Annotated in this window: 30 protein-coding genes; 14 read left to right on the plus strand and 16 right to left on the minus strand. The window is 38.7% G+C overall.

Going from position 1 to position 25,622, the window contains the following annotated elements:
* Both ACEW8O_RS14405 and ACEW8O_RS14410 read right to left on the minus strand, forming a co-directional pair.
* A partial coding sequence (locus tag ACEW8O_RS14405; RefSeq protein WP_373495325.1) for a PIN domain-containing protein occupies positions 1-246 on the minus strand: 246 nt, incomplete at its 3' end.
* 11 nt (positions 247-257) lie between these two features.
* Positions 258-488 (minus strand): hypothetical protein, encoded by a 231-nt coding sequence (locus ACEW8O_RS14410; RefSeq protein WP_373495326.1) that lies wholly within the window; start codon positions 486-488, stop codon positions 258-260.
* A gap of 193 nt (positions 489-681) precedes the next feature.
* Here ACEW8O_RS14410 and ACEW8O_RS14415 point away from each other — a divergent pair, with 193 nt between their 5' ends.
* Positions 682-1,461 carry a hypothetical protein gene (locus tag ACEW8O_RS14415; RefSeq protein ID WP_373495327.1) on the plus strand — a complete coding sequence of 260 codons (780 nt, stop codon included), beginning with the start codon at positions 682-684 and terminating at the stop codon, positions 1,459-1,461.
* A 31-nt stretch (positions 1,462-1,492) separates the two neighbouring features.
* Here the strand turns inward: ACEW8O_RS14415 and lysM are convergent, their stop codons facing one another.
* The 4 genes from lysM to lipB all read right to left on the minus strand — a co-directional run bounded on the left by lysM (position 1,493) and on the right by lipB (position 4,204).
* A complete protein-coding gene (lysM, locus tag ACEW8O_RS14420; protein ID WP_373495328.1) occupies positions 1,493-1,954 on the minus strand; it encodes a peptidoglycan-binding protein LysM in 462 nt (153 codons plus the stop codon).
* A gap of 219 nt (positions 1,955-2,173) precedes the next feature.
* Positions 2,174-2,905, minus strand: a complete 732-nt coding sequence (locus ACEW8O_RS14425; RefSeq protein WP_373495329.1) for a 3'-5' exonuclease — start codon at positions 2,903-2,905, stop codon at positions 2,174-2,176.
* Between the two features lie 11 nt (positions 2,906-2,916).
* On the minus strand, positions 2,917-3,318 hold the full coding sequence (locus tag ACEW8O_RS14430) for a hypothetical protein (protein ID WP_373495330.1): 402 nt from the start codon (positions 3,316-3,318) through the stop codon (positions 2,917-2,919).
* 169 nt (positions 3,319-3,487) lie between these two features.
* Positions 3,488-4,204 (minus strand): lipoyl(octanoyl) transferase LipB, encoded by a 717-nt coding sequence (gene lipB, locus ACEW8O_RS14435; protein ID WP_373495331.1) that lies wholly within the window; start codon positions 4,202-4,204, stop codon positions 3,488-3,490.
* A gap of 83 nt (positions 4,205-4,287) precedes the next feature.
* Between lipB and ACEW8O_RS14440 the strand changes: the two genes are divergently transcribed.
* Positions 4,288-4,644 (plus strand): YraN family protein, encoded by a 357-nt coding sequence (locus tag ACEW8O_RS14440; RefSeq protein ID WP_373495332.1) that lies wholly within the window; start codon positions 4,288-4,290, stop codon positions 4,642-4,644.
* Positions 4,645-4,646: 2 nt separating this feature from the next.
* On the opposite strand, the gene ACEW8O_RS14445 is transcribed toward ACEW8O_RS14440, so the two are convergent.
* The 4 genes from ACEW8O_RS14445 to ACEW8O_RS14460 all read right to left on the minus strand — a co-directional run bounded on the left by ACEW8O_RS14445 (position 4,647) and on the right by ACEW8O_RS14460 (position 8,507).
* Positions 4,647-5,621, minus strand: a complete 975-nt coding sequence (locus ACEW8O_RS14445) for a c-type cytochrome (RefSeq protein ID WP_373495333.1) — start codon at positions 5,619-5,621, stop codon at positions 4,647-4,649.
* Between the two features lie 148 nt (positions 5,622-5,769).
* Positions 5,770-7,338 (minus strand): tetratricopeptide repeat protein, encoded by a 1,569-nt coding sequence (locus ACEW8O_RS14450; protein ID WP_373495334.1) that lies wholly within the window; start codon positions 7,336-7,338, stop codon positions 5,770-5,772.
* 260 nt (positions 7,339-7,598) lie between these two features.
* On the minus strand, positions 7,599-8,264 hold the full coding sequence (locus ACEW8O_RS14455) for an arylesterase (protein ID WP_373495335.1): 666 nt from the start codon (positions 8,262-8,264) through the stop codon (positions 7,599-7,601).
* Between the two features lie 78 nt (positions 8,265-8,342).
* Complete coding sequence (locus ACEW8O_RS14460) at positions 8,343-8,507, minus strand: hypothetical protein (RefSeq protein ID WP_373495336.1); 165 nt, start codon at positions 8,505-8,507, stop codon at positions 8,343-8,345.
* A gap of 142 nt (positions 8,508-8,649) precedes the next feature.
* Here ACEW8O_RS14460 and ACEW8O_RS14465 point away from each other — a divergent pair, with 142 nt between their 5' ends.
* The 12 genes from ACEW8O_RS14465 (at position 8,650) to ACEW8O_RS14520 (ending at position 19,883) form a co-directional block, all read left to right on the plus strand.
* On the plus strand, positions 8,650-9,327 hold the full coding sequence (locus ACEW8O_RS14465; RefSeq protein WP_373495337.1) for an ABC transporter ATP-binding protein: 678 nt from the start codon (positions 8,650-8,652) through the stop codon (positions 9,325-9,327).
* Complete coding sequence (locus tag ACEW8O_RS14470; protein ID WP_373495338.1) at positions 9,320-11,839, plus strand: ABC transporter permease; 2,520 nt, start codon at positions 9,320-9,322, stop codon at positions 11,837-11,839. Before ACEW8O_RS14465 ends, ACEW8O_RS14470 begins: the two co-directional genes overlap by 8 nt.
* A 413-nt stretch (positions 11,840-12,252) precedes the next feature.
* Entirely contained in the window at positions 12,253-12,690 is a 438-nt protein-coding gene (locus tag ACEW8O_RS14475; RefSeq protein WP_373495339.1) for a hypothetical protein, read from the plus strand.
* Between the two features lie 112 nt (positions 12,691-12,802).
* Entirely contained in the window at positions 12,803-14,395 is a 1,593-nt protein-coding gene (locus ACEW8O_RS14480; protein WP_373495340.1) for an amidohydrolase family protein, read from the plus strand.
* 372 nt (positions 14,396-14,767) lie between these two features.
* Positions 14,768-15,571, plus strand: coding sequence for an alpha/beta fold hydrolase (locus ACEW8O_RS14485; protein ID WP_373495341.1), 804 nt, complete (start codon positions 14,768-14,770; stop codon positions 15,569-15,571).
* 101 nt (positions 15,572-15,672) lie between these two features.
* Entirely contained in the window at positions 15,673-16,122 is a 450-nt protein-coding gene (locus ACEW8O_RS14490; RefSeq protein ID WP_373495342.1) for a MarR family winged helix-turn-helix transcriptional regulator, read from the plus strand.
* Positions 16,123-16,194: 72 nt separating this feature from the next.
* Entirely contained in the window at positions 16,195-16,722 is a 528-nt protein-coding gene (locus ACEW8O_RS14495) for a YceI family protein (RefSeq protein WP_373495343.1), read from the plus strand.
* A 195-nt stretch (positions 16,723-16,917) separates the two neighbouring features.
* Positions 16,918-17,868, plus strand: a complete 951-nt coding sequence (locus ACEW8O_RS14500; protein ID WP_373495344.1) for a ring-cleaving dioxygenase — start codon at positions 16,918-16,920, stop codon at positions 17,866-17,868.
* Between the two features lies 1 nt (position 17,869).
* Positions 17,870-18,472 carry an alpha/beta hydrolase gene (locus ACEW8O_RS14505; protein WP_373495345.1) on the plus strand — a complete coding sequence of 201 codons (603 nt, stop codon included), beginning with the start codon at positions 17,870-17,872 and terminating at the stop codon, positions 18,470-18,472.
* Positions 18,473-18,590: 118 nt separating this feature from the next.
* On the plus strand, positions 18,591-18,806 hold the full coding sequence (locus ACEW8O_RS14510; protein ID WP_373495346.1) for a hypothetical protein: 216 nt from the start codon (positions 18,591-18,593) through the stop codon (positions 18,804-18,806).
* Entirely contained in the window at positions 18,794-19,093 is a 300-nt protein-coding gene (locus ACEW8O_RS14515) for a type II toxin-antitoxin system RelE/ParE family toxin (RefSeq protein ID WP_373495347.1), read from the plus strand. Before ACEW8O_RS14510 ends, ACEW8O_RS14515 begins: the two co-directional genes overlap by 13 nt.
* A gap of 109 nt (positions 19,094-19,202) precedes the next feature.
* Entirely contained in the window at positions 19,203-19,883 is a 681-nt protein-coding gene (locus ACEW8O_RS14520; RefSeq protein ID WP_373495348.1) for a DUF2461 domain-containing protein, read from the plus strand.
* An 8-nt stretch (positions 19,884-19,891) separates the two neighbouring features.
* Here ACEW8O_RS14520 and ACEW8O_RS14525 read toward each other — a convergent pair whose 3' ends face one another.
* From ACEW8O_RS14525 to ACEW8O_RS14550, 6 genes are all read right to left on the minus strand, one after another.
* Positions 19,892-20,161 (minus strand): hypothetical protein, encoded by a 270-nt coding sequence (locus ACEW8O_RS14525; protein ID WP_373495349.1) that lies wholly within the window; start codon positions 20,159-20,161, stop codon positions 19,892-19,894.
* Positions 20,148-20,603 carry a hypothetical protein gene (locus ACEW8O_RS14530; RefSeq protein ID WP_373495350.1) on the minus strand — a complete coding sequence of 152 codons (456 nt, stop codon included), beginning with the start codon at positions 20,601-20,603 and terminating at the stop codon, positions 20,148-20,150. The genes ACEW8O_RS14525 and ACEW8O_RS14530 overlap by 14 nt, the downstream gene beginning before the upstream one ends.
* Positions 20,600-21,112 carry a RidA family protein gene (locus ACEW8O_RS14535; protein WP_373495351.1) on the minus strand — a complete coding sequence of 171 codons (513 nt, stop codon included), beginning with the start codon at positions 21,110-21,112 and terminating at the stop codon, positions 20,600-20,602. Before ACEW8O_RS14535 ends, ACEW8O_RS14530 begins: the two co-directional genes overlap by 4 nt.
* A gap of 78 nt (positions 21,113-21,190) precedes the next feature.
* The gene (locus ACEW8O_RS14540) at positions 21,191-22,405 is read right to left on the minus strand and encodes a glycoside hydrolase family 57 protein (RefSeq protein WP_373495352.1); all 1,215 of its coding nucleotides are present in this window, start codon (positions 22,403-22,405) and stop codon (positions 21,191-21,193) included.
* Positions 22,402-23,688, minus strand: coding sequence for a glycosyltransferase family 4 protein (locus ACEW8O_RS14545; RefSeq protein WP_373495353.1), 1,287 nt, complete (start codon positions 23,686-23,688; stop codon positions 22,402-22,404). The genes ACEW8O_RS14540 and ACEW8O_RS14545 overlap by 4 nt, the downstream gene beginning before the upstream one ends.
* A gap of 9 nt (positions 23,689-23,697) precedes the next feature.
* Positions 23,698-25,614, minus strand: a complete 1,917-nt coding sequence (locus tag ACEW8O_RS14550; RefSeq protein ID WP_373495354.1) for an amylo-alpha-1,6-glucosidase — start codon at positions 25,612-25,614, stop codon at positions 23,698-23,700.
* Positions 25,615-25,622 lie beyond the last annotated feature (8 nt).

Genomic DNA, 25,622 nt, shown 5'->3' on the forward strand with positions numbered 1-25,622 from the left:
TGCGGATGTAATTACTGATTCTTTTGAAACATTAAGAATTTCACAACGCAGAAGAAACTCTTCAAATTTCGCCATTCTTTTTTTGGCGTTTTTATAAAATAAGCCCTTATAAATTTCGTAAATAGTAAGGTTTGTAATGGTAAGCTTAGATTGAATTGTTATATAATTAACCAGATTTGTAGATGTGTTTTCATCCTCATCAAAAAAATTTAATAATGTGTCAGTATCAAGGATTGCCTTATCCAATTTCCACTTTTTTATTTTGATCCTTCTAATCTTTTCCTCGGCAAATCTGTTGTCAATTCAGTTTTAAATTCATCATCCATATCCTTCAAAAACCCTTTAAAGGAAAGGATGTCTTCAATTTTAGAATGATTTATTTCAATCTGATCAATTTGCGATTCCAAAGTTTCTAATTCAGTTTCGTTCAATTTTTCAATCTTACCTAGAATTCGCTTTTTGATATTTTCAATTGATTTCGTTTTCATCTGCTTATAATTATTTACAGTGGTCAGATGGAATCTCGCATTATGATATTGATTCCTCTTAGCTATGTTTTTATTATGCTCGATTTCATCAGGATTTTCTTTCCTATAAAGTTAATAAAATCATTTTGGAATTGGAGAAATTTTTTAACTTAGACTTTAATTAAAGAATGAGTAATTTTTAACCTTTAGAAAGATGAATTCAAAAACTTTGATATGGTTGTTTTTGCTGTGCTTTACCCTGCAACATGCTGGTTTTTCCCAGAATTTCCAGGGAATCTACCAGACCACAGACTTGGAAAATCCTTTAGTTGTAAGTATCTCCGAGCAGGGGGAGTTGCTGATGGGTAAACTTTACCAATCTGATTTAAGTTCCAAGGAATTCGTGGCAAGGAAAGCAAAAAGCGGATTTGCAGGTGTATTTGAGGTAGAAGGGGAGCCGGAAGAAGTTCATGGGATTCTTGACAAGAAACTCCTGACTTTGACTTTAAAAGGTGAAAATAGGACAATGGAATTGAAAAAGATTTCCAAAGATTTGAATTATGATTTTTCAAAGGTATTTGGCGAATCTACAAAAGAGCTAAAGGACAAAATCACCGGAGTTTGGATCCTTAAAGAACAGTATAAAACAGAAAATGGTGAGAAAGTAATTTCTGAATTGACAGGTAAAGATTATATGACAGCTTTCAATCCTGATGGTAAGCAAGTAGCTGATGTCAGAGGTTTTAGAGATGCGGAGAATAAAGCAAACAAAGAATTAAACATTCCACAGCACCTAAGGCCCAAGGCGTCAGATTTTTTTGAAATGTCACAGATGATGTCATGGAAAATCGTCGGAAATAATATTCATGTTTTTCCTACACAAGCTATCCCTGGTGTACCTACTCTAATTAGAAGTGTAGAATTTGAGAATGAGAAGATGATTCTCAAAAGTATCGATCATGGATGGATTGAGATTTATGAGCGGAAGAAGTGATAATTTCTAAATCTGATTCTTTCAATTTTATTTAGGTTAATTGCGGAATTCTAAGTACCTGACCTGGATAGATTTTGTCAGGGTGGGTTAGCATTGGCTTATTTGCTTCGAAAATAATATTGTATTTATTGGGGTCACCATAAAATATCTTGGAAATTTTAGACAGATTATCCCCGCTTACTACAGTATGAAAATTTGCTTCTGGGATTTGTTCGACAACTTCCATTTTATTATCTACTTCTTCCACGCCTTCAACATTGCCAATAGCCAACACTATTTTTTCTGCATGCTCTTGCTTTTCAGCCTCTCCTTCAACCGTGACAAAACTATCTTTCACGATTATTTTAATTCTATTAAAAGGCAAGCCAAGGCTATTTACATGTTCCAAAAGTGCATTAGCCCTGATTATAGGCACTTCTTCTTTAGACGCTTCTTTTTCTTTTCCTCCAAAAATTTTGGCACCAGCTCCTTTTATAAATGATATCAATCCCATATAATTTGTTTTTTACTGATTTCTTATTTTTAAAATTTATTTAATACACATTAATATTACGATATTTTTCATGATATATATCATTATTTCCAAGTGAAAACGAAATAATTCGAGATATTTAATTTTGGGGTTTAAGATTATTTATACTGTTTGATTTCTAGTTGGTAGACCTGTTTTTCTAGTTTCTAAGAATCATTTAGGATTAAAACCAAGAAAAAACTATTCAAGGTCTTTATTTACAATTTCAATCTCTAAGTCTGGCGGAAGTCCCTGGAATGCCAGGTAAATCTGGGCGGTGACCAAAACATCCCTCAAACAATACTCCCTGATTTTTTCAAGGTCTTTTTCATGGTAATAGGCTTCATTGACATGGGAACCATCAATTCCTTCTTTGGAGGTGGGGATGTCAAAAATAGCTGCCAAAAGCTCCAATCTTGTGTAATGCTTGTAATCCCCGAATTTCCAAAGTTCAAGTGTGTCCAAATGCCTGACTTCCCAAGGTTTTTTTCCTGCGATCTGCAAAGGTTCGGGAAGTGGGATCCTGTTGATCAAAATCCTTCGGCTTAAATAGGGAAAGTCAAATTCCTTTCCGTTATGGGCACAGAGTATCCACTTTTTTCTTTGGAGTAATTCTACAAACCCAGTGAGGGTATCATACTCCTGTTCCTCCCCATAGCTTTTGGTTCTGAATTCCAGTTTGTTTTCATCTTCCACAAAATGAAAATAGCCCACGCCCACACAGATGACTTTTCCGAATTCCGCATAGATTCCTGCTTTGTTGAAAAAGAGACTACCGGGTTCGAGTTCCTCTTCTTTGGGTTGGATATGTTTTTCCTTTTTGATCCATTCCTCCTTAAGTCTTGGAGGCAAAGCTTCAAAAGCCTCTTCTTGAGAGGCCGTTTCAATATCCAAAAAAAGGATATCGCTCAATTCATTGAAAAAATTCCCCATAGCTAAAATTTTTATCCGTGAAGGATGCCTTCCATATCCAATTCTGGAATATAGGTCATATTGGAGGGATCCATGCTGCCTTCTGTAAAGATAAACTTTTTGTCGAAAATCTGATCAAGGATATAGTAACTAACCCAATATTCATTGTTCAGGGCAAATAAAGCAGGATCGATGGGTTCAATTTTGGCAATTGATTCCGCTCCCAATTCCTGGATCATATGCCGCAAAGTGGAGGTTTTCTTTTCCTCCCCATCAATAACCCCATACCCTTTGGAGGTGATCATGACGGTATTCAGTTCTATCAAATTGAGATTGATGATATACACAGCCCATTCAATATTGCCATTGATGTTGTCCTTGGCTATGGCCAGTTTAACTCCTGTGACCGGGTGAAAGTCGATGTCTTTTTTCATTTTTTTTAGAGGTGAGATGTGAGACATGAGATTTGAGACATAAGAACATGCCTTCCGGCAGGCTGGCGCAAGACATAAAACACAAGATTTAAATTAAAATTTAACTGTTCGTTTTAAAAATTATATCAATCATATTTCCATAGTATTTCTACCATATATCCATTTTACATTAGACCAACTCCATCTCAAATAAATCAATAATATGTCTTTTGACTTTTTCTTTGACTTTTGAAAGGTCTACAGGTCTTCCCAATTCGAGGTGAAGGGAGGTCACGGCTTTGTCGGGGATGCCACAGGGGATGATATTGTTAAAGTAAGCGATATCAGAATTGACATTAAAGGCAAAACCATGCAGGGTTACCCATCGGCTGGATTTGACGCCTAAAGCACAGATTTTTCTTGGATTTTTCTGCAAATCGTGATCCAGCCAAACTCCTGTCAAGCCTTCAATCCTTCCTGCTTCTATACCATATTCTGCCAAGGTCAAAATAATGGCTTCCTCCAAAAGCCTCAGGTATTTGTGGATATCTGTAAAGAAATTGTCTAAGTCGATGATCGGATAACCTACCAATTGTCCGGGGCCATGATAAGTGATATCGCCACCTCGGTTGATTTTGTAGAAGGTGGCCTGTTTTTCTTTTAGACCGTTTTCATCCAAAAGCAAATGAGAAAGTTCACCGCTTTTGCCCAAAGTATACACATGGGGATGCTCCACAAAAATCAGGTAATTATCGGTCGGCTTTTGGAGTTCGGGCGGAGAATTCCTGTTTTCGATTTTCAGTGCAACAGATTTTGCAAACAATTCTTCCTGAAAATCCCAGGTTTCCCGGTAATCCTTTAGGCCTAAGTCTAGAAATTTTACTTTTTTATTGATAACTTGATTCACAGTTTTGGAGGGTTGCTGCTTTGCAACAAGCGTTTTTAAATATAGGTTCTCAAAGAGTTTTTCAAAAATAAACAATATTCACGATGGCAGAACACAATGACAAAGGAAAGGAAGCTGAGTACTTGGCCAAGGAATGGCTGAGTGGCCGGGGCTATGAATTTGTAGAGGCTAATTACCGCTACAGTCACGCAGAAATTGATCTAATATTCAAGTATAAAGGAATCCTGGTTTTTGTAGAGGTCAAATACCGCAGTGGGACAGGATTTGGATATGCAGAGGAGTTTGTGGACTATACCAAGCGGAAGCTGATAGTCAAAGCAGCTGACCACTATATCCATGAAAAGGACTGGCACAAAGATATCCGATTTGATATAGTGGGTGTTTATCGGGACAAAAATGGCAATGTGAATTTTAAGCAGTTTGAGGATGCGTTTTATTAACCTCAACTATTCGGCTTAAACTTCTCCACATAATTCTCCACGGGTTTCAGCGACTTTAGGTAGGCAAAAATCGATTCAAGATCGGATTCTTTCATTCCGGCATACATGACCCAAGGCATGATAGTTTGGAATTCTCCTGGCTTTACCTCAGGTGCGGTCAAGTGTTCATTTTCATACATTTTGAATCGTTGGACAAACATGTCTTTGGTCCAGTTTCCGATTCCGCTTTCATGTGGGGTGAGGTTAGGACTAGTCAGGACTCCATCGGGGAATTCAAAAGATCTTCCACCGGCCAGTCTTTCTCCAACATAATCACCATTTTCGAACTTAGTATGGCAGTCAGCACAAGCTGCTGCATTTACCAAATATCCACCATAGGCCACTTGGTCAGAAAGTGCAGGCTTTTTGGTGAGTTGTGCTTTTGCAGGCATGGTTCTGAGGATGAAATTGAATGGGAAATCTGCTTTGGACTTGGGATGCTTTGTTTCAATTGGATCCAAAGTCCTGAGATAGGCAATAACAGACTCTATGTCCTCCCGGTCAATGGTGCCGTAACTGTGGTAAGGCATCACAGGAAAAATAGGGCTGCCATCTTTTCTAACCCCTGTAGTAATAAGTCTAAAAATTTCCCCATCTGTCCAGTCCCCTATCCCATAAGGAGTGATATTGGGAGAAATAAAAATTCCTGGGAATCCCATGCTTTGATCAAATCTTTCCCCACCTGCTGTCAAGGTGCTGGGTACAGGGGGACCTGAAAACTGACTAAAATCCCTCACTGAATGACAGTCTACACACATCATAACATGGTATGCCATGTATTTTCCGTGAGCGACTTTTTCGGGAGTGATCTCTACTACCAGGTCTTCTGGTGCAGGTCCTACATTGGGTAGCGCAACACTTACATAGGTAGCTGTAACCACGATCAAAAGAATAACGGCTGTCGCAATATATGCGGTAATTTTCAAAAACTTTTTCATAACACGGTCTTGATTTGGTTTAAATGGTTACTCCAAAAATGAGTTATTTAGGTTTTATGGAGATCACCCATTTGAGTGATATTCACATTTGATTTGGATGAAATGATGTTATTTTCCATCCCATAAGAATTTAAAAAGTGTTTATGTATCAATAGTTTCTCAGTTTATGGATCAGGTCAGTTCGGTTGATGGCGTGGGTTTTTGAAAAAATATTTTTAAGGTGGGTCTTTACGGTGTTTTCACTTACAAACAAATTTTCGGCAATTTCATTGTTGGTCATACCTTTCTCCACCAATTCGATGATCTGACTTTCCCGGGTGGTGAGAGGACTTAATAATTTGGAATTGATTCTCCCTATATCAATGGAGGTCCCATTTATTTGGTTGGGGATATTGTTTTCTTGAAGTTTTACTTTTGCCCGCCATCGATAAACATAAAAATAAATCCCTGCCAACCCGGAAAGAAAAGCAATGGTCAAAAATATACTCAGCCTGGCTTTTTTGTTTTTTTCTTCGGAAAGTTCAAGGGCTTGTTGTTGTATTTTCTTGTCTTTCTCTATTGCCTCAAACCGTGCCTGCATTTCCTCAAATGCCCATAATTTCTGTTCATTATTAATGCTGTCATTCAAGATATTGAAGGCTTTCCAAGACTCCAGGGATTTTTCGGGCTGTTGTAGCAACTCATAAGCAACTGCCAATTCCTTCATTACCTGTCTTTTCAATTCCAACCTTTCCGTTTGTTCCACAATTTCCTTTGCAGAAAGTAGCTTGGCCAAACCTTCATCCGTTTTTCCAGCCCTTACCTCCAATATTCCCAAATAGGTCAATGCACCTGCTTTCTCGTGGTTTTTATCAGATTTTAGGTTTTCGATGCCGGTTTTGAGATATTCGTAAGCTTCCTTGTGATTTTCCAGATTGTACAGTGCTACCCCCAGGCCTATGTTGATTTCCGCCATAGTCCTTAATTCAGATTTTCCATCAGCTAATTTTTGTGCCTTGGAAAATGCTTCGAGACTTTCATCAAAATCTTGCATATAAGAGTAAAGCAAGCCGATGTTATAATGTGCATTTACAAGTCCGATTGTATCATTTTGTTTTTCTTTTATTTCAAGAGATTGGAGATAAATATCCAATGCTTTTTTAAAATTCCTTCTGTGCCTATATATCACACCGAGATTATTGAGAGCATGTGATTCTCCTTCCCAATACCCGGTTTTATAACTTAAACCCAAAGCATCATGGTAATATTTGACAGCATTATTGAAATCTGATTGGTAATAATATGCGACTCCCATGGCATTTCTCAGCTTGGCCATACTGAGACTGTCCTTATGGATCACTGCGATGTTGTAAGCATTTTGGAAGGTGGCTATGGACTCTTCAAATTTATCCCCGAATTCAAGGGCAAGGGCTTTTTGGTACAAATTCCAGATTTGGCCTTGGGCAAATCCCAGATCTCTGGCTAAATTAAAACCCCGTTCGCTGTAATGGATGGCAGAATCAAGATGATCATCCATGTGATAGTAGGCCATGTCCCTTAGTATCCAAACCCTGTTTGTATCTCGCTGGCTTTTTTTCAATTGTTGGAGAAGATCATCCAATTCATTCTGACCATAGGAAGGGTGCGAATTAAGAAGAGCAATTCCTGCCATCAGGACTGTAAAAAAGGCGGACCTTATAAAAAAGGGGAATATAATTTCCGGGTGAAGCTTTTTCATTGTTGTGGGTAAATAACTTAGTTCAAATCATTTTAATAATGAATTGAATCAAAGAGGATTAAAAGTCCATGTTAATTTAAAAAAAAATGTCGGGATTGGATAAAAACGTTAATAAGAAAAAAGAGGAAACGAGGAAAAGATGAAAACCTCAATATATTTTTTTCGCCTGAAAGATGAATGAGAGTAGATTTAATTAAACTAATCAGTTAAAAAATCTCTAAACAGTTCAAAAATGGAGATAAAATATATTTTGAATAAATTTATAACAAACCCTCCAGATATTCCCAGATGGTCTCAAATACGATCTTATGTCCTTCCTCGGTAGGGTGAATCCCGTCAGGAAGATTCAGATCAGGATTTCCGGCAACACCTTCCAACAAAAATGGGATAAGTTTTACATTTTCTTCTTCAGCCACGCTTGGGTATAGTTCCCTAAATTCACGTGTATATTCCGGACCCATATTGGGTGGGATTTGCATACCCGCTAATAGGATAGTTGTTTCCGAATATTTGGAACGGACTGTTTGGATGATACCTTTTAGGTTCTTCTTTGTTTCAGAAATCGGGATGCCTCTCAACCCATCATTTCCACCCAATTCAAGGACAAATATTGCAGGCTCTTCTTCCAAAAACCAATCCAATCGGCTAAGTCCACTGGCAGTTGTTTCACCACTCAATCCTCCATTGACTACTCTATAATTCAGTTCCAAGCTGTCAATCCGCTGAGCAACCAAACCAGGGAATGCATCCTCAGCATCAATTCCGTAACCTGCACTTAGGCTGTTGCCGAAAAAGAGGATGAGTTTTTTAGAATTTGATGATTCTAATATTTGATTTGGGTTTTGAATGGTTTTTTCAGCAGGTTTTTGATTGCAACTGAATGAGAAAATGATAATTAGTATATAGAATGAAAATTTATAATTCATAAATCATTAGGTCTAGTTCTTTAATTTTACTGAAACCTTTATCTGCAGTTAGTAATGTGAGATTCTGTTTTAAAAAGATCATTTCCATTCATCTCTCAATTCTTTTTGAATTTGAAGAGGATCAATGATTGAAGTTATTGAGCCGCTATATTTAGAAGCATCTAACCTTTTTTTTGTCTTGATTTTCGATAGCGCTTTTTTGATGGTTTCAATATCAGCACCCCTTTTGATTTTGGTTGTCATTTTTTATTCTTTTCCCAAATCTACAATTTTTCAAGCGAAATTGTTTCAATCCATTCTTTCGCATTATCTTTATTTCCAACGGATCAAACCTTTTGGACGTTGGATGGTGTTATTAGCCCGTACAAAAACCCTTCTTATTTTTATGAGTATTTTAAGTGTAAAGGAAGTTTCCAAAACCTACCAAAGTGGTAACAGGAAATTGACTGTTTTGGATAATGTCAATCTCAATATCCAATCCGGTGACAGTATTGCGATCGTTGGGCCATCAGGAAGCGGTAAGACCACCTTGCTTGGCTTATGTGCAGGGTTGGATTCCGCAACCACAGGCTCGGTAGTGCTCAATGGAAGTGCATTCGAGAAATTGTCCGAGGATGAAAGGGCTGCCGTAAGGAGTAAGAATGTGGGTTTTATATTTCAGAATTTCCAGCTTCTCCCCACTTTGACTGCCCTTGAAAATGTGATGGTGCCTTTGGAATTGAAAAAAAGAAAAGATGCCAAGGAGAAAGCATTGTCATTGCTTCAAAAAGTTGGTTTGGGTGACAGGGTAACACATTACCCAACACAGTTATCCGGTGGGGAACAGCAGCGTGTATCCATTGCAAGGGCTTTTGCCAATGAGCCTTTGATACTTTTTGCGGACGAACCCACAGGAAACCTTGATACTGAAACAGGTGGAATGATCGAAGACCTTATTTTTAATATGAACAAGGAAGAAGGAACCACTTTGGTTTTGGTGACCCATGACACGGAGTTGGCCAGACGAACAAACAGAATCATTCATATCAAAGGGGGCAAAATCCAGGAGGAAAGCAATGGCTGATTTTTCTTGGATTTTATTGATGGCTTATAGGGATTTCCGCAAGAATTTCTCCCGCCTTTTGCTATTTGTTTCCTCCATGGTGGTTGGTATAGCAGCTTTGGTAGGGATAAGCTCTTTTGGAGAAAACCTAAAAAAAGATATTGAAGATCAGTCCAAGGAACTGGTCGGGGCTGATTTGGTCCTTAAAAACAACAAACCGCTTGGGGAACAGCCCACTGATTCCATCGCAATCCAAACCGCGGAGGAAGTGAATTTTGCCAGTATGGTGGCATTTCCTGCCACGGGGGAAAGTAGGTTGACCCAAGTCAGGTTGCTGGAAGGGGATTTTCCTTTTTATGGAAAACTGGAGACAATCCCTGAAAATGCCGAAAGCACATTTAGGGACGGGGGAAGAAAAGCATTGGTTGAAAAATTGCTGATGGCACAGTTCAATGCAGTGGTTGGGGATAGCATCAAAGTAGGGGAATTGACTTTTGTGATCGAAGGAGAACTACAGAAAGTACCAGGTCAAACAGGAATTGCAGCTACAGTAGCCCCTGCGGTGTATTTACCCATGGAATATGCCGAGGCAACAGGATTGATCCAATACGGAAGCAGGCTTAATTATCAGCGTTATTATCAATTGGCAGATGAAGTGATCCCGGAAGAATTGGTCAAGCTGTATGAGGAACAATGGGAAGAGGAGAAAGTAAATGCAGATACAGTGGAAGACCGCCGTCGCCAAACCGGACGTTCTTTTCAGAACCTCTCGAATTTTCTGAGTTTGGTGGCATTTATTGCTTTGCTTTTGGGCTGTGTGGGGGTGGCTAGTGCGGTGAATGTTTTTGTGAAAGAGAAATTAGCTTCAGTCGCAGTATTGCGCTGCTTGGGAGTATCCGCATGGGCTGCTATGAAAATCTATCTTGTTCAGATTTTGGTCATGGGTTTGATAGGATCACTATTCGGAGCTTTTTTGGGTACCATGCTTCAGTTTGTATTGCCGACTGTTTTTGCTGATTTTCTTCCAGTGGAGGTTACCATGGCGATTTCATGGAAGAGTGTTGGGTTCGGGATTTTGACAGGATTGCTTGTCGCAGTGCTTTTTGCGCTTTTACCTTTATTAAAAATCAGGAAAGTATCACCAATGGCCACTTTAAGGCCTGAGGAAGGGGAAACCAAAATCTCCAAAGACCCTTTGCGATGGGGTGTGATTACAGGCATTTTGCTGTTCATTTTTGGATTCAGCTTTTTTCTATTGAATGGCTGGAAAGAGGCATTAGGTTTTTCCGGATTTGTATTGTTTGCATTTCTGGCTTTATGGTCAGTTGCCTTGGGAATCATGTGGATGATAAAAAGGTTTTTGCCCATTACCTTACAATATCCTATACGACAATCTTTAGCCAATCTCTACAGACCAAATAACCAAACCGTTTCTTTGATTGCAACAATTGGTCTTGGCACAGCGATGATCAGCACCTTGTTTTTTGTTCAAAACCAATTATTGGATGAGGCAAGATTTGCGGATAAAGAGGATCAGCCTAATATGTTGTTGTTTGATATTCAGACCCATCAGGTGGATTCAGTCGCTGAAAGGATCAGAAGAAGGGATTTGCCCATTTTACAACAAGTGCCGATCGTAACAATGGGATTGGAATCCATCAATGGTCTGACCAAAAAAGGCAATGATACATTGCCAGATGAGGAAAGAAGATCAAGGGGATTGTACAACAGGGAATTTAGGGTGACATACAGGGATTCTTTGATATCCTCAGAAAGGATGGTCAGTGGGGAACTGAAAAAAGTGGATTCATCAAGTGATTCAGTCTTTATATCTTTTGACGAGGGTTACGCGGAAAGAACCGGTATCAATTTGGGCGATGAGATTATTTTCAACGTTCAGGGTAGATCGATTAAAACTTATGTGGGAAGTTTCAGGGATATCAAATTCAATCAGGTTTCAACCAATTTTCTGGTATTGTTTCCGGACAATGTTTTGACCAATGCACCAAAATTCCACGTGCTGATCACCAAAACAAAAAATGACAGACAGGCAGCCGATGTGCAATCAGAGATTGTGCGGACATTCCCAAACATCTCAGTCATCAACTTAGGGGCAATCGTGGAAACTTTGGAAGAAATCTTGGGTAAAATCAGCTTCGTCATACAGTTCATGGCTTTCTTCAGTATCATCACAGGTATCTTGGTTTTGATCAGTTCCCTGATCATCAGTAAATTCCAGAGAATGCGTGAAAGCATTCTGTTGCGGACTTTGGGCGCGGATAGTGGGACTGTTAGTAAAATCAACACGTTGGAATATTTCTTTTTGGGTTCCTTGGCTTCCTTAAGCGGGATTTTGCTGTCATTTTTGGCCACCTTTCTTTTGAGCAAGTTTGTGTTCAATTTGCCTTTTCGCGGGGCTTATGAGGAAGCATTGATTGTTTATCTTGCAATAACTGCGCTGACGGTTTTATTGGGCTGGTTGAATGGTAGGAATATTATCAAGATGGCACCGATGGAGATTTTGAGGGGGTGATATTTACTTGATGCATTTTAGTAAAATAACACCTTTATTTCAGATGAATCTGATCTTAAAAGTTATTGGATATTATAGATATTTGGCATATCCTATTGAGTAAAACTAATTTTAAAATAGAATGGGTTAATAGCAATTTTCACCTTCTTTTTAGTGATTTATTCCCGGTACCATCACATGTGTTTTAATGGGCTAACATTGGTTTTGCTTTTCGGCTTGATGAGGGATTAAATTCGCTAGATAGTTTAGGTGAATTCTATGTTTATTAAACAAATAATCCTACTTTTAAAAACTTAATTTAAAAGTGTTCTGCTATAAGAAAATTTAAACTCCTTGGTTTAGTTTTGATGATTGCTTGCAATTCTATTGAGTAATAACTACGATTGCAATAAATTTTTAATAATGGATTCAATATGAAAAAATCAACAATTTGTATACTGGCTTTTGTATTTGCGATTTTCAGTTTCCAAGAAGCTGAAGCACAAGTACATCTGGGTATTTATCATGGTGGGGTTTTGTCCCAAATTGGAGTGGGTACGGATGTTGATAAAAAAATATTCGGAGAGGTTAGATTTTTAGCCGGAGATGTTGTCAATTATGTTTTGGGTGTGGAGGCATTGGGCCATTATAATGTTAAGCAAACTGAATGGTATAATTTACACATTGGTTTGATGGTGGGATATACAGATGTGGATGAAGGCAGGATTGGATTACCTTTGGGTATGGATTTCAAGCCCATTTCAAATCACCGTCAATTTTCTGTTTTATTGGAAGGAACTCCCTTGGTAGCCAATTCGGACTTTACACTCAGGGCAAATATTGGTCTTCGCTATACTTTCCGTAAGGAATAATTTTTCAATAGTTCCGTACGTCCGTACGAACGAACGATTTACCACTGTTTGATAGTCGGTTTTTTTGTTTTTTAGGAAAGGACTATTTTAAGCCTGTCAACCATTTATCTGTATGAAAAAACCTATACTATTTCTATTTCTGGCTGTTTTATTATTTCCATTTGCTTCTTCATCCCAAGTAATGCCCTCACCTGACAGGAAGGAAGGGGAAGGTCCTTATGAAAAGTTGATCATCAGAGGCGTGACTTTGGTGGATGGTACAGGAGCGCCTCCGATAGGTCCGGTGGATATTGTCGTCGAAAAAAATAAAATCGCGGAAGTTAGGGTGGTGGGTTATCCCGGATTGCCAATTAAAGAGGATAGAAGGCCTAAGGCCGGTCCAAATGATAAGGTCATGGATCTTGAAGCCCACTACTTGCTTCCCGGTCTGATTGATATGCACGGTCATATCGGTGGAGCTGGCCAAGGAACTCCTGCGGAATATGTATTCAAACTTTGGATGGCGCATGGCATTACCACGGTAAGAGACCCTTCTGCTGGCAATGGCCTGAATTGGGTATTGGAACATAAAAAGAAATCTGCTGCCAATACGATCACTGCTCCGAGATTATTGGCTTATACCAGTTTCGGTCAAGGAGCGACCACACCTATTACCAACGCTACCGAAGCCAAAGCTTGGGTCAATGAAAATGCAAAAAAAGGAGCAGATGGGGTAAAATTCTTTGGAGCCAAGCCCGAAGTAATGCAGGCAGCATTGGAAGAAAACAAAAGAATAGGATTAAGATCCTCAATGCATCATGCACAGATGGATGTGGCAAGGTGGAATGTGCTGAATTCAGCAAGGGCAGGTCTGACCACCATGGAACATTGGTATGGATTGCCCGAAGCCTTATTGGTGGACAGGACTATTCAGGATTACCGGTTGGATTACAATTACCAAAATGAGCAACATAGATTTGCGGAAGCTGGTAAACTTTGGAAACAGGCCGCGGAACCTTATTCCGATCATTGGAACAAGGTCATGCAGGAATTGCTGGATTTGGATTTTACCATTGACCCTACCTTTAATATCTATGAAGCCAACCGTGACCTGATGCGGGCAAGAAGGGCAGAATGGCATGAGGAATATACACTGCCCTCATTGTGGAGATTTTATAAGCCATCAAGAGAATCCCATGGTTCATATTGGTTTGATTGGACAACTGAAGAGGAGATCCAATGGAAAGAAAATTACCGGATCTGGATGACCTTTGTCAATGAATATAAAAACAGGGGTGGAAGGGTTACGGCTGGATCGGATTCCGGATTTATCTATCAGTTATATGGATTTGCATTTATCAGAGAGTTGGAATTGCTAAGGGAAGCTGGTTTTCACCCTTTGGAAGTCATCAGGGCTGCGACAATGCATGCATCCGAGGCATTGGGTATGGACAAGGAAATTGGAACTGTCGAAGTCGGTAAATTGGCAGATTTCGTGATACTGGAAGAAAATCCACTTCAAAACCTTAAAGTGCTATATGGCACAGGAGCTATCAGAATAGGAGATGATAATGAACCAATAAGGGTGGGAGGAGTTAAATATACTGTCAAGGATGGAATCGTCTATGATGCCAAACAACTCCTTGAAGATGCCCGTGTCATAGTCCAACAGCATAAAGCCCGTGAAAATGCCATGAAGTTGAAGCAACCGGGATTGGATTGGTAATTCTTAGAAGGGAGAGATTAGATGAGAGAAGCGAGATGCAAGAGATTAGATATAAGAATCAAGAGCCAAGATACAAGAGCCAAGAACCTAGAGAGAGCAGAGGGCAGGCACTATTGATGTTTTGTTAATCTAATTCATTAACTATTAAATAAGACTTCTCCTTGTCATGTCGACTGCAGGAGACATTTGGCGAGAAGAGTCAAGAGTCAAAGATCCGAGAGGAGACGAGAACGGAGAAGTGAGAATTTCCTGTATTAGTGTCAATAATCATCAACTAGTTAAATAAACTCTGAAAAAACATTCAACCTCAATTTCTTGGTACATTGTTCATGGTACTTTGTACTAAATCCCTCAAACTTCGTACAATAAGACATGCCCCATATCCAACTCAATAACATCAAACTTTTTTACATCAAAGAAGGTGAAGGAAAAGAAACCATTGTCTTTTCACATGGACTGCTTTGGAGCCATAAGATGTTTATGGAACAAGTGGAATTTTTGAAAAAAAGATACACAGTCATTGCCTATGACCATAGGGGCCAAGGACAATCAGAGGTGAACGGCAGCCCCATTGATATGGATATTTTGACTGAAGATGTGTTGGAACTGATAGATAAGTTAGTTGGCCGCCCCGTTCATTTTGCAGGTCTTTCTATGGGAGGGTTTGTTGGGATGCGGCTGGCAGCACGTTATCCCGAAAAAGTTAAAAGCCTAATATTAATGGAGACCTCTGCTAATCCTGAGCCTGTAGAGAATCTTCCAAAATACAAACTTTTGAACGGTATTGTAAAATTGTTTGGTGTAATACCTATGGTTGCTTCTAAGGTTATGCCGATTATGTTTGCACAGAGTTGGTTGGAAAATCCCAAAAACAAGGAATCGTACAAAAAATGGACTAAAGAATTACAGTCCAATAAAAAATCAATTACCAAATCAGTGGAGGCCGTAATTTACAGAAAAGGAGTTGAGGAAGAAATCCGAAACATCAAATGCCCAACCATGGTGATAGTAGGAGATGAGGATGTTGCAACCAAACCTGAAAAAGCCAAATTTCTGCAAATGGCAATACCCAATGCAAGACTTCACATGGTGCCTGGGGCAGGCCATAGCAGTTCCATAGAAAAGCCTGAGGAAATAAACAGGTTGATAGGAGATTGGTTGGCAAAGTTCCAGTGATCAAATAAAAATCAGATGCTATTTTAAAAAATATATTGGAATTGGGAAACCTTTTGTTACATTTGCATGTATATACATTAAATATCTAAACATCATATTCAATGAGGCTCGAGGAGGCGATAAAACAGAAAGAGTTCAAAGATCCATACAATAAAGCAATAGTAAACTTGCTTTATACCCAAAGTTTTATAGTGACAAAACAATGCACCTTCTTTAAACCCTTCGGTCTATCTCCTGAGCAATACAATGTTTTAAGGATATTGAGAGGACAGAAAGGTAATCCTATTACAGTTTCATCGATTCAGGAGAGAATGCTTAACAAAATGTCAAATGCCTCTCGATTGGTAGAAAAACTTAAACAAAAAGGAATGGTAGTCCGTGAAGAATGCCCCTCAGATAGAAGGCAGGTTGATATCCTGATCACCGAAAAAGGAATGGATGTTCTTAATCAATTACACAATCAAATGAATGGATTAGACAAAGCCATTATCCAACTTAATGAAGAGGAAGTAGATCAATTAAATCTTCTTTTGGATAAATTGAGAGGCTGAAAAAAAATTTAAACAAATAGATGTATAGACACTTAATGTAAATACAATTTAAAACCAATAAATAATTTAACGATGAGTACAGCAACAGCAACAACTACAAAATGGTCCATTGACCCAACACATTCAGAAGTTTCATTCAAAGTAAAGCACTTGGTGATTTCTACAGTTACCGGTTATTTTAAATCTTTTGAGGGTTCCGTTGAAGCGGATTCTGAGGATTTTGATGGAGCTAACATTTCATTTTCAGCGGAAATTGCGAGTATTTCTACCAATCAATCTGATAGGGATACACATTTGAAATCAGCAGATTTCTTTGATGCTGAAAAATTTCCTAAGATGTCATTCTCCGGTATTTTGAAAGGAAGTACTTTGGAAGGTGAACTGACAATCAAAGACATTACCAAAACATTAACATTAGATGTTGATTTTGGTGGAGTAGTAGAAGATCCTTATGGAAATACCAAAGCAGGATTTGAAATTGAAGGTAAAATCAGCAGAAAAGAATACGGCTTGATGTGGAATGCCGTGACCGAAGCTGGTAGTGTCGTGGTAAGCGACAAAGTAAGAATTATAGTAAATGCTCAAGTTATAAAGCAATAGTCTACCTCAGACCTTTGGGGTTTTTTATACCCCAAAGGTCTTATACTTATAAAAACTCTAAACCCTTTAATCACTGAGAAAAAAAGAATTTCCTAAATAATATGGGAGAGATCTCTTTAAGTCAAAAAACCATGTCCCACTTTTCCTTTTTTACCAATTAACCGGTAACTTAATACCAATATAAATATCAAAACCATGAAAGCGCTGATAACTGGAATACATCATATTACTGCCATAGCAGGAAATCCCCAAAAGAATGTTGATTTCTATACGGGCATTTTGGGGTTGAGAATGGTCAAAAAAACCATCAATTTTGATTCTCCTGATGTATATCATTTTTATTTTGCTGATGAATTGGGAACACCGGGAACAGTTTTCACGACTTTCCCTTTTGATGGAGCAAAAAAAGGAACAAAGGGTACCGGTGAATTGACATACACCGCTTTTTCAATTCCCCAAGGTGCATTATCATTTTGGATAGACAGGTTGGCCAAATTTAATGTTCCGACATCTACAACATTAAATCGTTTTGGTGAAAAATTGATCCGTTTTGAAGACCACGATGGCATGGGAATAGAATTGATAGCCAATGACAGTGATTCCCGAAAAGGTTGGACATATGGCAACATCCCATTGGAACATTCCATAAAGGGGTTTTATGGAGCTACATTGAATCTTAAGGCAAAAGAATTGACCCAAAAATTGCTCACTCAATTTATGAATTACAAATTCATCACTGAGGAAGATGGTCGATATCGCTATGGAACTGACGGGAAGCCAGGGGATATCGTTGACATAGTCATAGACAAAAATGGGCGTCAGGGAATCCAAAGTGCAGGTACGGTTCATCACATTGCATTCCGTACAGCCAATATTTCCACCCAACTTGAAATCCAAAAGATACTGATGGAGAATGGCTACCAAGTCACTGAAGTAAAAGACAGGAACTATTTTAAATCCATTTATTTTAGAGAACCCGGAGGAGTACTATTTGAGATTGCCACGGATGAGCCTGGTTTTGCCATTGATGAGGATGAAGCACATTTGGGTGAATCGTTGAAATTGCCTGAATGGGCAGAACCCCAACGTGATAAAATAGCATCAAGATTGGCAAAAGTGAAATTGAACATTGAAAGTTTTGCATAAGATGAAAACAGCAGGTACAGCATTGGAAAAAGCCAAAAAAGTAGCCATTATGATCCATGGTCGTGGTGCCACTGCAGATAGCATCCTGAGTTTGAAGGATCATCTCAATCTTGATGGTTTTGCGCTAATTGCACCACAGGCACCGGGAAACACTTGGTATCCATACAGTTTTATGGCTCCTGATTCAAGCAATGAACCGGCATTCTCCAATGCCATGAAAATGCTTGATGGTGTTGTCGAAGATTTGGAGTCTAAAGGATTCAAATCAGGGCAAATTTTTTTTATAGGGTTTTCTCAAGGAGCTTGTCTTTCATTGGAATACGCAACCCAAAATGCCAAAAAATACGGCAGTGTGATTGCCTTTACAGGAGGACTGATAGGTGAGAAACTTAACCCTAATAAATACAAGGGTGATTTTGATGCGTCAAAAGTTTTCATCGGGTCAAGTCACAAAGACATGCATGTGCCATTAAGCAGGATTGAAGACTCAGTTGAGTTGATAAAGAAAATGGGGGGAAATGTGAAAACAATGATATTTAAAGATTCAGACCATACAATTAGAAAGGAAGAAGTCGATTGGGTCAATGAGAATATCTTGAAATAAATATTGTCAGCTAAACCAACTAGGAACCTGACCAATTGAAGGTCAGGTTTTTTTCTTTTTAAAGAGCTATCAATAAAAAGAAAAATCCTTAAATTTAGAATAAAATAATTTAGGAGATATGGATATTCAAGCAAAAAAATTATTGTTAATTGAGTGGTTGGCGGCATTGAAGGACAAATCTTTAATTGATGATTTAATGAAATTGAAGGAGGGAAACCGAATTGGGATTTTACAATACAATAAAGAATTGGAAGAAGCCAACACAAGGATTGAGTCAGGTGAATACATTACCCATGAAGATTTGGAAAAAGAATCCAAAGAATGGCTGAAATGAAAATCATCTGGGACACAGAGGCTAAAATTTCCTTTAGGAAATTACTTATTCACATAAAAAAAGATTCTTTACAAGCCGCTGAAAAAGTAAAATTTGAAATCCTGGGCATTATAAAAAATATTCCAGATCATCCGGAAATTTTTCCATCTGATAAATTTAAAATAGATAATGATGGAAGTATTCGAGCATTTGAAAAGTATAGTTTTCGAATAGTCTATCAAATTACTCTGCACCACATTAGAATTTTGAGGGTTAGGCATGTCAAACAAGAACCAAAAGAGTATTAGATAATCCTAATTCAGTTCAAATTTACCAATTATTTAAAAATTGAATCCTAGGATATTTTAGAAGCTTATCTCTTTGTGAACCAATTCCTATTTAACATGTTAAATCTTCATGGACAATAAATATCTCCAATTTCTAGAAACCCTTTCCCAAAACAACAACAAAACCTGGATGGATGCCAATAGAGATTGGTATTTGCAAATCAGGGAGAGTTTATTGGCAGATGTGGAAGTAATATTACAAGGCATCACCCAATGGGAACCTGAACTTTCCGGTTTTAAAGCTAAAGATTGTGTTTTTAGGCAAAATAGGGATGTCAGGTTTTCGGCAAACAAAGATCCATACAAAACCAATTTGGCAGCTTACTTTTCAGTGGGAGGTAAAAAATCTTCCGGCCCGGGATATTACCTTCACATTCAGCCGGGGCAAAGTTTTATTGCAGGTGGGATTTGGATGCCTCCAGCTGATGTATTGAAGAAGATTAGGCAGGAAATTGATTATTCCGGAAAAGAACTGCAATCTATTCTTGAACAACCAGACTTTAAAAAAACCTTTGGTGGAATGCAGGGAGAGACCCTCAAGACCAGTCCGAAAGGTTATGATTCAGACCATCCATATATTGAGTTTTTAAGATTTAAGTCTTTTATTGTTTCCACTCCTCTAGACGACAATTTGATAGCTGATGGTTCATTCAGGAAATACACCATTGAAATTTTTAGGCAAATGAAACCTTTTCATGACTTTTTGAACAAAGCCACTGAAGATGTAAATGATGGGGAAGGACTTTTATGATCTAGGGATTAAAAATCCTCCCAGGGCACATTATCAAAGATTCCGGTGATGGCACCAAACCCAATCAAGATTAAAACCAAAATAGCAATGCCTATTCCAACAGCATACCAAATGAGTTTGGCTTTTGCCCAATTGGATTTATTGGGATTCCCCTGCTTGTCAAAAGCCCACACAATGAGCATGATAAAGCCAATCAAAGGAATGTTTGAAATCAAAATGGTCAGAAACCATTCACCTGTATTGATAGGCGGATGTTTGAATTGTTCATTGAATTCCATGGTTTTCAGGGGTTGGGATGTTTAATAAATCCTTTACTTCAAAGCTATATTCACTGACAGCAAAGTTTTCTGCATTGAAGGGATCAGTTTGAATAAATGAGATCTTGATGGTTTTGTAATCGTTGATTTTTGAATAGCCTACGGCGTATAGTTCAGCACATTTACGGGCAGTGTTTTCTTCACTGAAACGTAATGCAGGATTTTTTCCATTATGAAGTCTCAATTCCAGAGTACTTTTATTTTCTCCATTTTCGACGGTTTTTGACACCAGCACTTCTGCTCCTTCAAATTCCCCTAGTGCCAGGATCTCATCGGAAGGAAAATATCCTTCTCCTACCATTCTGTTAAATCCCCATAACATGGCTTTCATGACTTTTTCTCCATCACAGGATGTCAAAGAAAAAGAAAGGAAAAGAAGGAGAATTAATGATACATTTTTCATTTGGCTGCAACAGCTTCTATTTCAATCAATAGGTCAGGGTTGGCCAAGGCATAAACAGCTATTGTTGACCTGGCCACTTTATTAGGATTTTCTTCATTATTGAAATACTCCCCATAAGCTTTGAACCAAGCATCCCAATCGATATTTCCATCTTTGTCAGGTGCCAGGTAAACCCTCAAAAAAAAGACATCCTCCATCGAGAAACTTGCTTCGGAGATAGTTTCTTTTATCCTTTCCAAAGTACCTAAGCTTTGTTCATAGGTATTACCATACCGATCTTGCGAACCTAATGGAGCATTTTCGTCTTTAATCGGCGCGACAAGGCCTGATGTATAAAAATATTCCTTCCCTTTGGGGATATAAACTCCTCTAAGTATACTTGCCTCAGGACGGTCATATCTCACAATGAACTCTTCCTTCACTTCATTGCCAACTTTCTCTTCGGTAGAAACAGTACAGGATGTCGATATTATCAGTAGGACTAAGAGGATGTAATTTATATTTTTCATTTTATTGAATTTGCCAAAAAAGGCTTGACAGAGCAGGCATTTTGAATTTAAAATGGGCTGTTAACTAACTTTCATCATTTATTCAGCTGCCTGCGTTAATTTTTCTTCCCGGATTTTAACCCTTAATATAAAATCACTTAGAACATTCATATAATTGATAAAGGCATCATAAGGAGTGTCATAGTGACTGAAGTAGGAGTGAACGGCTCCATCGGAGAAGAACTTGGTACACATATAGTAAAAATGATCAGAGGTTTGAAGATAATTCCAATCTCTTTGGATTTCATCATCATCAATATTTGCCACTCTGTTCTCCATTTCATATAGCTTTGCAAAGGCTTCATTTTGGAGGTCATTCCCTAACCATGCTGTCAGGTCACGCTCCTCATCTGCCCAGGATATTGGGATTGGAACGTTGATTTTGGCAATTGGTCTGGCATTTCTTACCACCTCTGTTGGAGTAGAAAAACCATAATTGGTATGTTTAAATACAGCATTTGGCAATGCTCTCATAAATTCGAAAATCCCTGTTTCAGCCCATTGATGTTCACCGAATGTTTCATAATCCATAAACAGGTTAATTACTTCCTGTTCCCTAGGCAAAGCATTGATCCAGTTCACAAATTTTTCGGTGGTCAAAGGGTAATCAGACCAGGTTTTATTGCTGAATCGAAAGGCAATGTCATCACTTAACTGAAAATTTTTCAATAAAATTTTCAAATTGGGGTCGATGGAATTTTCATAAACAAAGTTTGGGCTTTTCCAGCCAAGGATATGTTTAGCACCTTCGGTAAGCATGCCTTCAAAACCCATTTCTGCAACCATACCACCAATCTTGTCAGAATAAATCAATTCGGTATTTCTAAAAACTTTGGGCTCGTAACCGTTGAAGTGCTTTTTGATTTTTTCCCTATGATTGTTGACCATTCTTTTGAACTCCGTTTTGCTTTTCAATGAGCAAAGCGCATGGGAATCAGTTTCGCTTAAAAGCTCTACATGACCTGTCGCCACGAGTCTTTTGAAGCTTTCGAGTACATCCGGGGCAAAAGCTTCAAATTGATCAAGACAAACACCGGAAATCGAAAATGCCACTTTGAAACCGCCTTTGTAATGGTTGATGAGCTCCAAAAGTAGGGCATTCATGGGTAGGTAGCATTTTTGGGCTACTTTTCTGATGATGCTTTTGTTGCTGTAGTCATCCCAATAATAATGATCCGCACCTATATCAAAAAAACGGTATGGCTTTATTCTTAGTGGCTGATGAACCTGAAAGTAAAAACAAATAGTTCTCATGGTTGTTGTTTGTGAAGTTTATCGTAAACGGTTACTAGTTTGGCAGCTACATGCTCCCATTTTAATTTTTTGAGTTCTTCGCTGCCCAATTCTCTGAACATTTTTGAAATACTGTCATAGTGCAGCAATCCAAAAATGGCATCTGCCATGGCGTCCACATCCCAGAAATCTACTTTGATGGCATTTCTAAGAACTTCCGCTACACCGGACTGCTTTGAAATAATGACAGGGGTATTATGTCTTACGGCTTCCAATGGGGCAATTCCAAAAGGCTCAGAAACAGATGGCATGACATATACATCACTGATGGCATACATGTCATCGACATCTTTTCCTTTGAGAAAGCCCGTAAAATGAAATTTTGTACCCATTCCGAGTTCAGCAACCCTTTCAATCATTTTATTGAGCAGATCCCCGCTTCCGGCCATTACAAATCTTACATTGGGATCCCTTTCAATTACCTTCTTGGCAGCTTCAACAAAATATTCAGGTCCTTTTTGAAAAGTGATTCTTCCCAAAAATGTCACGATTTTTTCGGGTACATTTTTCTGAATGGTTGATTTGATAATACTGGCATCAAGAACAGCATTATGTAAAACGCTAACTTTATCAGGATGAACACCATATTTCTCGATGACTACTTTTCTGGTAAGGTGGCTAACGGCGACCACATGGTCAGCAGCTAGCATTCCTGCCCTTTCAATATCGTAAACAGGTTTGTTGACCGATTCACCGGATCTGTCAAATTCTGTGGCGTGGATGTGGGCTATCAATGGCTTTCCGCTCATTTCTTTGGCAGCAATTCCTGCCGGATAAGCCAACCAATCATGGGCATGAATGACATCATGATCTTTGGATTTGGCAATTTGTGCTCCTACAAGGGCATATCTCGATACCTCCTTCATCAAATCTTTGCCGTACTTACCGCTAAACTCAAATTTATTTGAAAACACGCTTTCATCGACATCGGTGCGGTCGTGTATGGCATAGTCAGTATATTTCTTGAATTCATCAGGACCTAGGTAAGGAACCAAAAAGCTACTTACTTCGAGGTAGGTCAGGTTTTTCCATATTTTTTTGAATTTCTTCTCTCTATAATCTATCACCACATCACTCGCATTGACAAAATCAGCAACAGGTTCTTCATCACCCCACAATTTGGGCACAACAAAAATGACATCCTGTTTGTGGTGTACCAACCCTTTGACCAAGCCATAGCAGGCTGTACCTAATCCTCCTGAAATATGTGGCGGGAATTCCCACCCAAACATTAAAACCTTCATAAAAGCAGTTTAAACTTTATCCAATATATACATCATTCTCAATAATTCCCCTATACTCCACGCCTGGGAGATTGCTCCTTTTGGACGGTGCGGAGGGTCTCCGTCATAAATTTCCGCAACTGTCCCAACTCCGTATTGGGTCATCACTCCATCAAATCCCTGAATTATTTTTTCCACAAAATATTTTCCTGACTTTCCATGGAGTTTGAGGTAACCTTCCACAAAATTCCCCAAAAGCCATGGCCAGACTGTTCCATTATGGTATGCAATATCACGGGTGAACTGATTGCCATGATAGTATCCTTTGTATCCAGGATCATCCGGAGAAAGAGACCTTAATCCTCTGGTGGTAAGTAATTTTGATTTCACTTTTTCAAGAATACTATCCATCTGACTTTCCTCTAATGGCGAATATTTTAATGAAGTAGCAAAAACCATATTTGGTCTGATGGACCAATCCTTGAATTCTCCGGACACGTAATCGGCCAGATAACCTCTCTTTTCGTCCCAGAATATTTCCACAAAAGATTTTTTGACCTGATCCGAAAGTCCCTGAATTTCTTTGTCCCCTGCGAGTTCTACATAAAAACAAAGCGCATTGTACCAAAGGGCATTGATTTCAACGGGGCAACCGATTCTGGGAGTTACAGGGCCGTCGGTATTTACAGCGTCCATCCAAGTCAAAGCCACTCCTTCCACACCTCCATACATCAAACCATTCTCCAGCATGTGGATATTGTAATCTGTCCCATTACGGAATCCATCAATAATTCCTTTCATTTTATCAAGATATTTCTTTTTGACTGTCTTGGTGTCACCGGTGAATTCGATGTACTGCTGAAGGGACCAAAAAAACCATAAGGGTGCATCCATTGAAGTGGTATTTCTCATTACCCCGCTACCGACATTTGGAAATAGAGGACCTTGGAGGTCCGCTACCATGGTGTCCATGATATCCAAAAATGTTTCTTTGTCTCCCTGCGGCAAAGTTAGACCAGGTGCAGCGACAAAAGTATCCCTGCCCCACCATCCAAACCATGGATACCCGGCAATCACATGGGTTTTCCCATCCCGCTTTTGGATAAACTGTCCTGCAGAATTCTTGAGACAGTTAATAAAATTATTTCTTGGTATCCGTCTTGCCAGTTCCTTTTCAAAGGCTTTTTGTCGGGTACTTGGATCAGCCTCTATGAGTCCTGCTGAGAAAATCACCGATTCGCCTTTTTTAATATCAAATTCAAAATATCCGGGGACGAATAAATCTTCCTGATATTCATATCCCCGTTCCCTTTCCATGATATATTCTATGTTGAAATACCAATCCGGTTTTGAAACAAACTCATTTTTTTTGGAAAGTTGAAGATAAAGAGGATTATATTCATTGTACAACTGGAATTTTGCACCATTCGGCATTTTTGAAAATTCCTTATTGATCCTATTATTTTCTTTAGAAAGATTGTGATAGCCCCTGAATGCCAAAAACGGACTGATTCTTATTTTCGTTGGTGAATGAGCGTCCAATAGGGTGTAACGGATCATTACCCTGTCTCTATTGGTATCGAGAATAAGTTCTTTTTGCAACAAAACACCCCCCACTCTATATGTTAGCTTAGGAATGGGTTCAGAATCGAAATCTTCCAAATATTTGTGACCTCGCGGAGAATAATTGCCGGGAAATTTGCTGATGCCCAAGTTAAAATTTGCACCTCTCTGTATTACTGTTTCATGAACCGTTGACAACATCACGTGTAATTGTTCATCAATTTGGGGTTGTGGTACCACCAAAAGGCCATGGTATTTTCTGGTATTACATCCTATGATGGATGTGCTGGTATAGCAGCCACCTCTATTGGTTCTGATTATTTCCCTGTCAAGAGAGTAATTTAGGTTGATTAATTGGGTTTTTTCAAAATGGATATAACTCATTTGGTTAA

The sequence above is a fragment of the Aquiflexum sp. genome (assembly GCF_041749095.1).
GTDB lineage: Bacteria > Bacteroidota > Bacteroidia > Cytophagales > Cyclobacteriaceae > Aquiflexum.

Bases quoted from the DNA above. Each gene is read 5' to 3' on its own strand.
- ACEW8O_RS14410 (WP_373495326.1), bottom strand. From the start codon at position 488: ATGAAAACGAAATCAATTGAAAATATCAAAAAGCGAATTCTAGGTAAG.
- ACEW8O_RS14415 (WP_373495327.1), top strand. From the start codon at position 682: ATGAATTCAAAAACTTTGATATGGTTGTTTTTGCTGTGCTTTACCCTG.
- lysM (WP_373495328.1), bottom strand. From the start codon at position 1,954: ATGGGATTGATATCATTTATAAAAGGAGCTGGTGCCAAAATTTTTGGA.
- ACEW8O_RS14425 (WP_373495329.1), bottom strand. From the start codon at position 2,905: ATGGGGAATTTTTTCAATGAATTGAGCGATATCCTTTTTTTGGATATT.
- ACEW8O_RS14430 (WP_373495330.1), bottom strand. From the start codon at position 3,318: ATGAAAAAAGACATCGACTTTCACCCGGTCACAGGAGTTAAACTGGCC.
- ACEW8O_RS14440 (WP_373495332.1), top strand. From the start codon at position 4,288: ATGGCAGAACACAATGACAAAGGAAAGGAAGCTGAGTACTTGGCCAAG.
- ACEW8O_RS14445 (WP_373495333.1), bottom strand. From the start codon at position 5,621: ATGAAAAAGTTTTTGAAAATTACCGCATATATTGCGACAGCCGTTATT.
- ACEW8O_RS14450 (WP_373495334.1), bottom strand. From the start codon at position 7,338: ATGAAAAAGCTTCACCCGGAAATTATATTCCCCTTTTTTATAAGGTCC.
- ACEW8O_RS14455 (WP_373495335.1), bottom strand. From the start codon at position 8,264: ATGAATTATAAATTTTCATTCTATATACTAATTATCATTTTCTCATTC.
- ACEW8O_RS14460 (WP_373495336.1), bottom strand. From the start codon at position 8,507: ATGACAACCAAAATCAAAAGGGGTGCTGATATTGAAACCATCAAAAAA.
- ACEW8O_RS14465 (WP_373495337.1), top strand. From the start codon at position 8,650: ATGAGTATTTTAAGTGTAAAGGAAGTTTCCAAAACCTACCAAAGTGGT.
- ACEW8O_RS14470 (WP_373495338.1), top strand. From the start codon at position 9,320: ATGGCTGATTTTTCTTGGATTTTATTGATGGCTTATAGGGATTTCCGC.
- ACEW8O_RS14475 (WP_373495339.1), top strand. From the start codon at position 12,253: ATGAAAAAATCAACAATTTGTATACTGGCTTTTGTATTTGCGATTTTC.
- ACEW8O_RS14480 (WP_373495340.1), top strand. From the start codon at position 12,803: ATGAAAAAACCTATACTATTTCTATTTCTGGCTGTTTTATTATTTCCA.
- ACEW8O_RS14485 (WP_373495341.1), top strand. From the start codon at position 14,768: ATGCCCCATATCCAACTCAATAACATCAAACTTTTTTACATCAAAGAA.
- ACEW8O_RS14490 (WP_373495342.1), top strand. From the start codon at position 15,673: ATGAGGCTCGAGGAGGCGATAAAACAGAAAGAGTTCAAAGATCCATAC.
- ACEW8O_RS14495 (WP_373495343.1), top strand. From the start codon at position 16,195: ATGAGTACAGCAACAGCAACAACTACAAAATGGTCCATTGACCCAACA.
- ACEW8O_RS14500 (WP_373495344.1), top strand. From the start codon at position 16,918: ATGAAAGCGCTGATAACTGGAATACATCATATTACTGCCATAGCAGGA.
- ACEW8O_RS14505 (WP_373495345.1), top strand. From the start codon at position 17,870: ATGAAAACAGCAGGTACAGCATTGGAAAAAGCCAAAAAAGTAGCCATT.
- ACEW8O_RS14510 (WP_373495346.1), top strand. From the start codon at position 18,591: ATGGATATTCAAGCAAAAAAATTATTGTTAATTGAGTGGTTGGCGGCA.
- ACEW8O_RS14515 (WP_373495347.1), top strand. From the start codon at position 18,794: ATGGCTGAAATGAAAATCATCTGGGACACAGAGGCTAAAATTTCCTTT.
- ACEW8O_RS14520 (WP_373495348.1), top strand. From the start codon at position 19,203: ATGGACAATAAATATCTCCAATTTCTAGAAACCCTTTCCCAAAACAAC.
- ACEW8O_RS14525 (WP_373495349.1), bottom strand. From the start codon at position 20,161: ATGGAATTCAATGAACAATTCAAACATCCGCCTATCAATACAGGTGAA.
- ACEW8O_RS14530 (WP_373495350.1), bottom strand. From the start codon at position 20,603: ATGAAAAATGTATCATTAATTCTCCTTCTTTTCCTTTCTTTTTCTTTG.
- ACEW8O_RS14535 (WP_373495351.1), bottom strand. From the start codon at position 21,112: ATGAAAAATATAAATTACATCCTCTTAGTCCTACTGATAATATCGACA.
- ACEW8O_RS14540 (WP_373495352.1), bottom strand. From the start codon at position 22,405: ATGAGAACTATTTGTTTTTACTTTCAGGTTCATCAGCCACTAAGAATA.
- ACEW8O_RS14545 (WP_373495353.1), bottom strand. From the start codon at position 23,688: ATGAAGGTTTTAATGTTTGGGTGGGAATTCCCGCCACATATTTCAGGA.
- ACEW8O_RS14550 (WP_373495354.1), bottom strand. From the start codon at position 25,614: ATGAGTTATATCCATTTTGAAAAAACCCAATTAATCAACCTAAATTAC.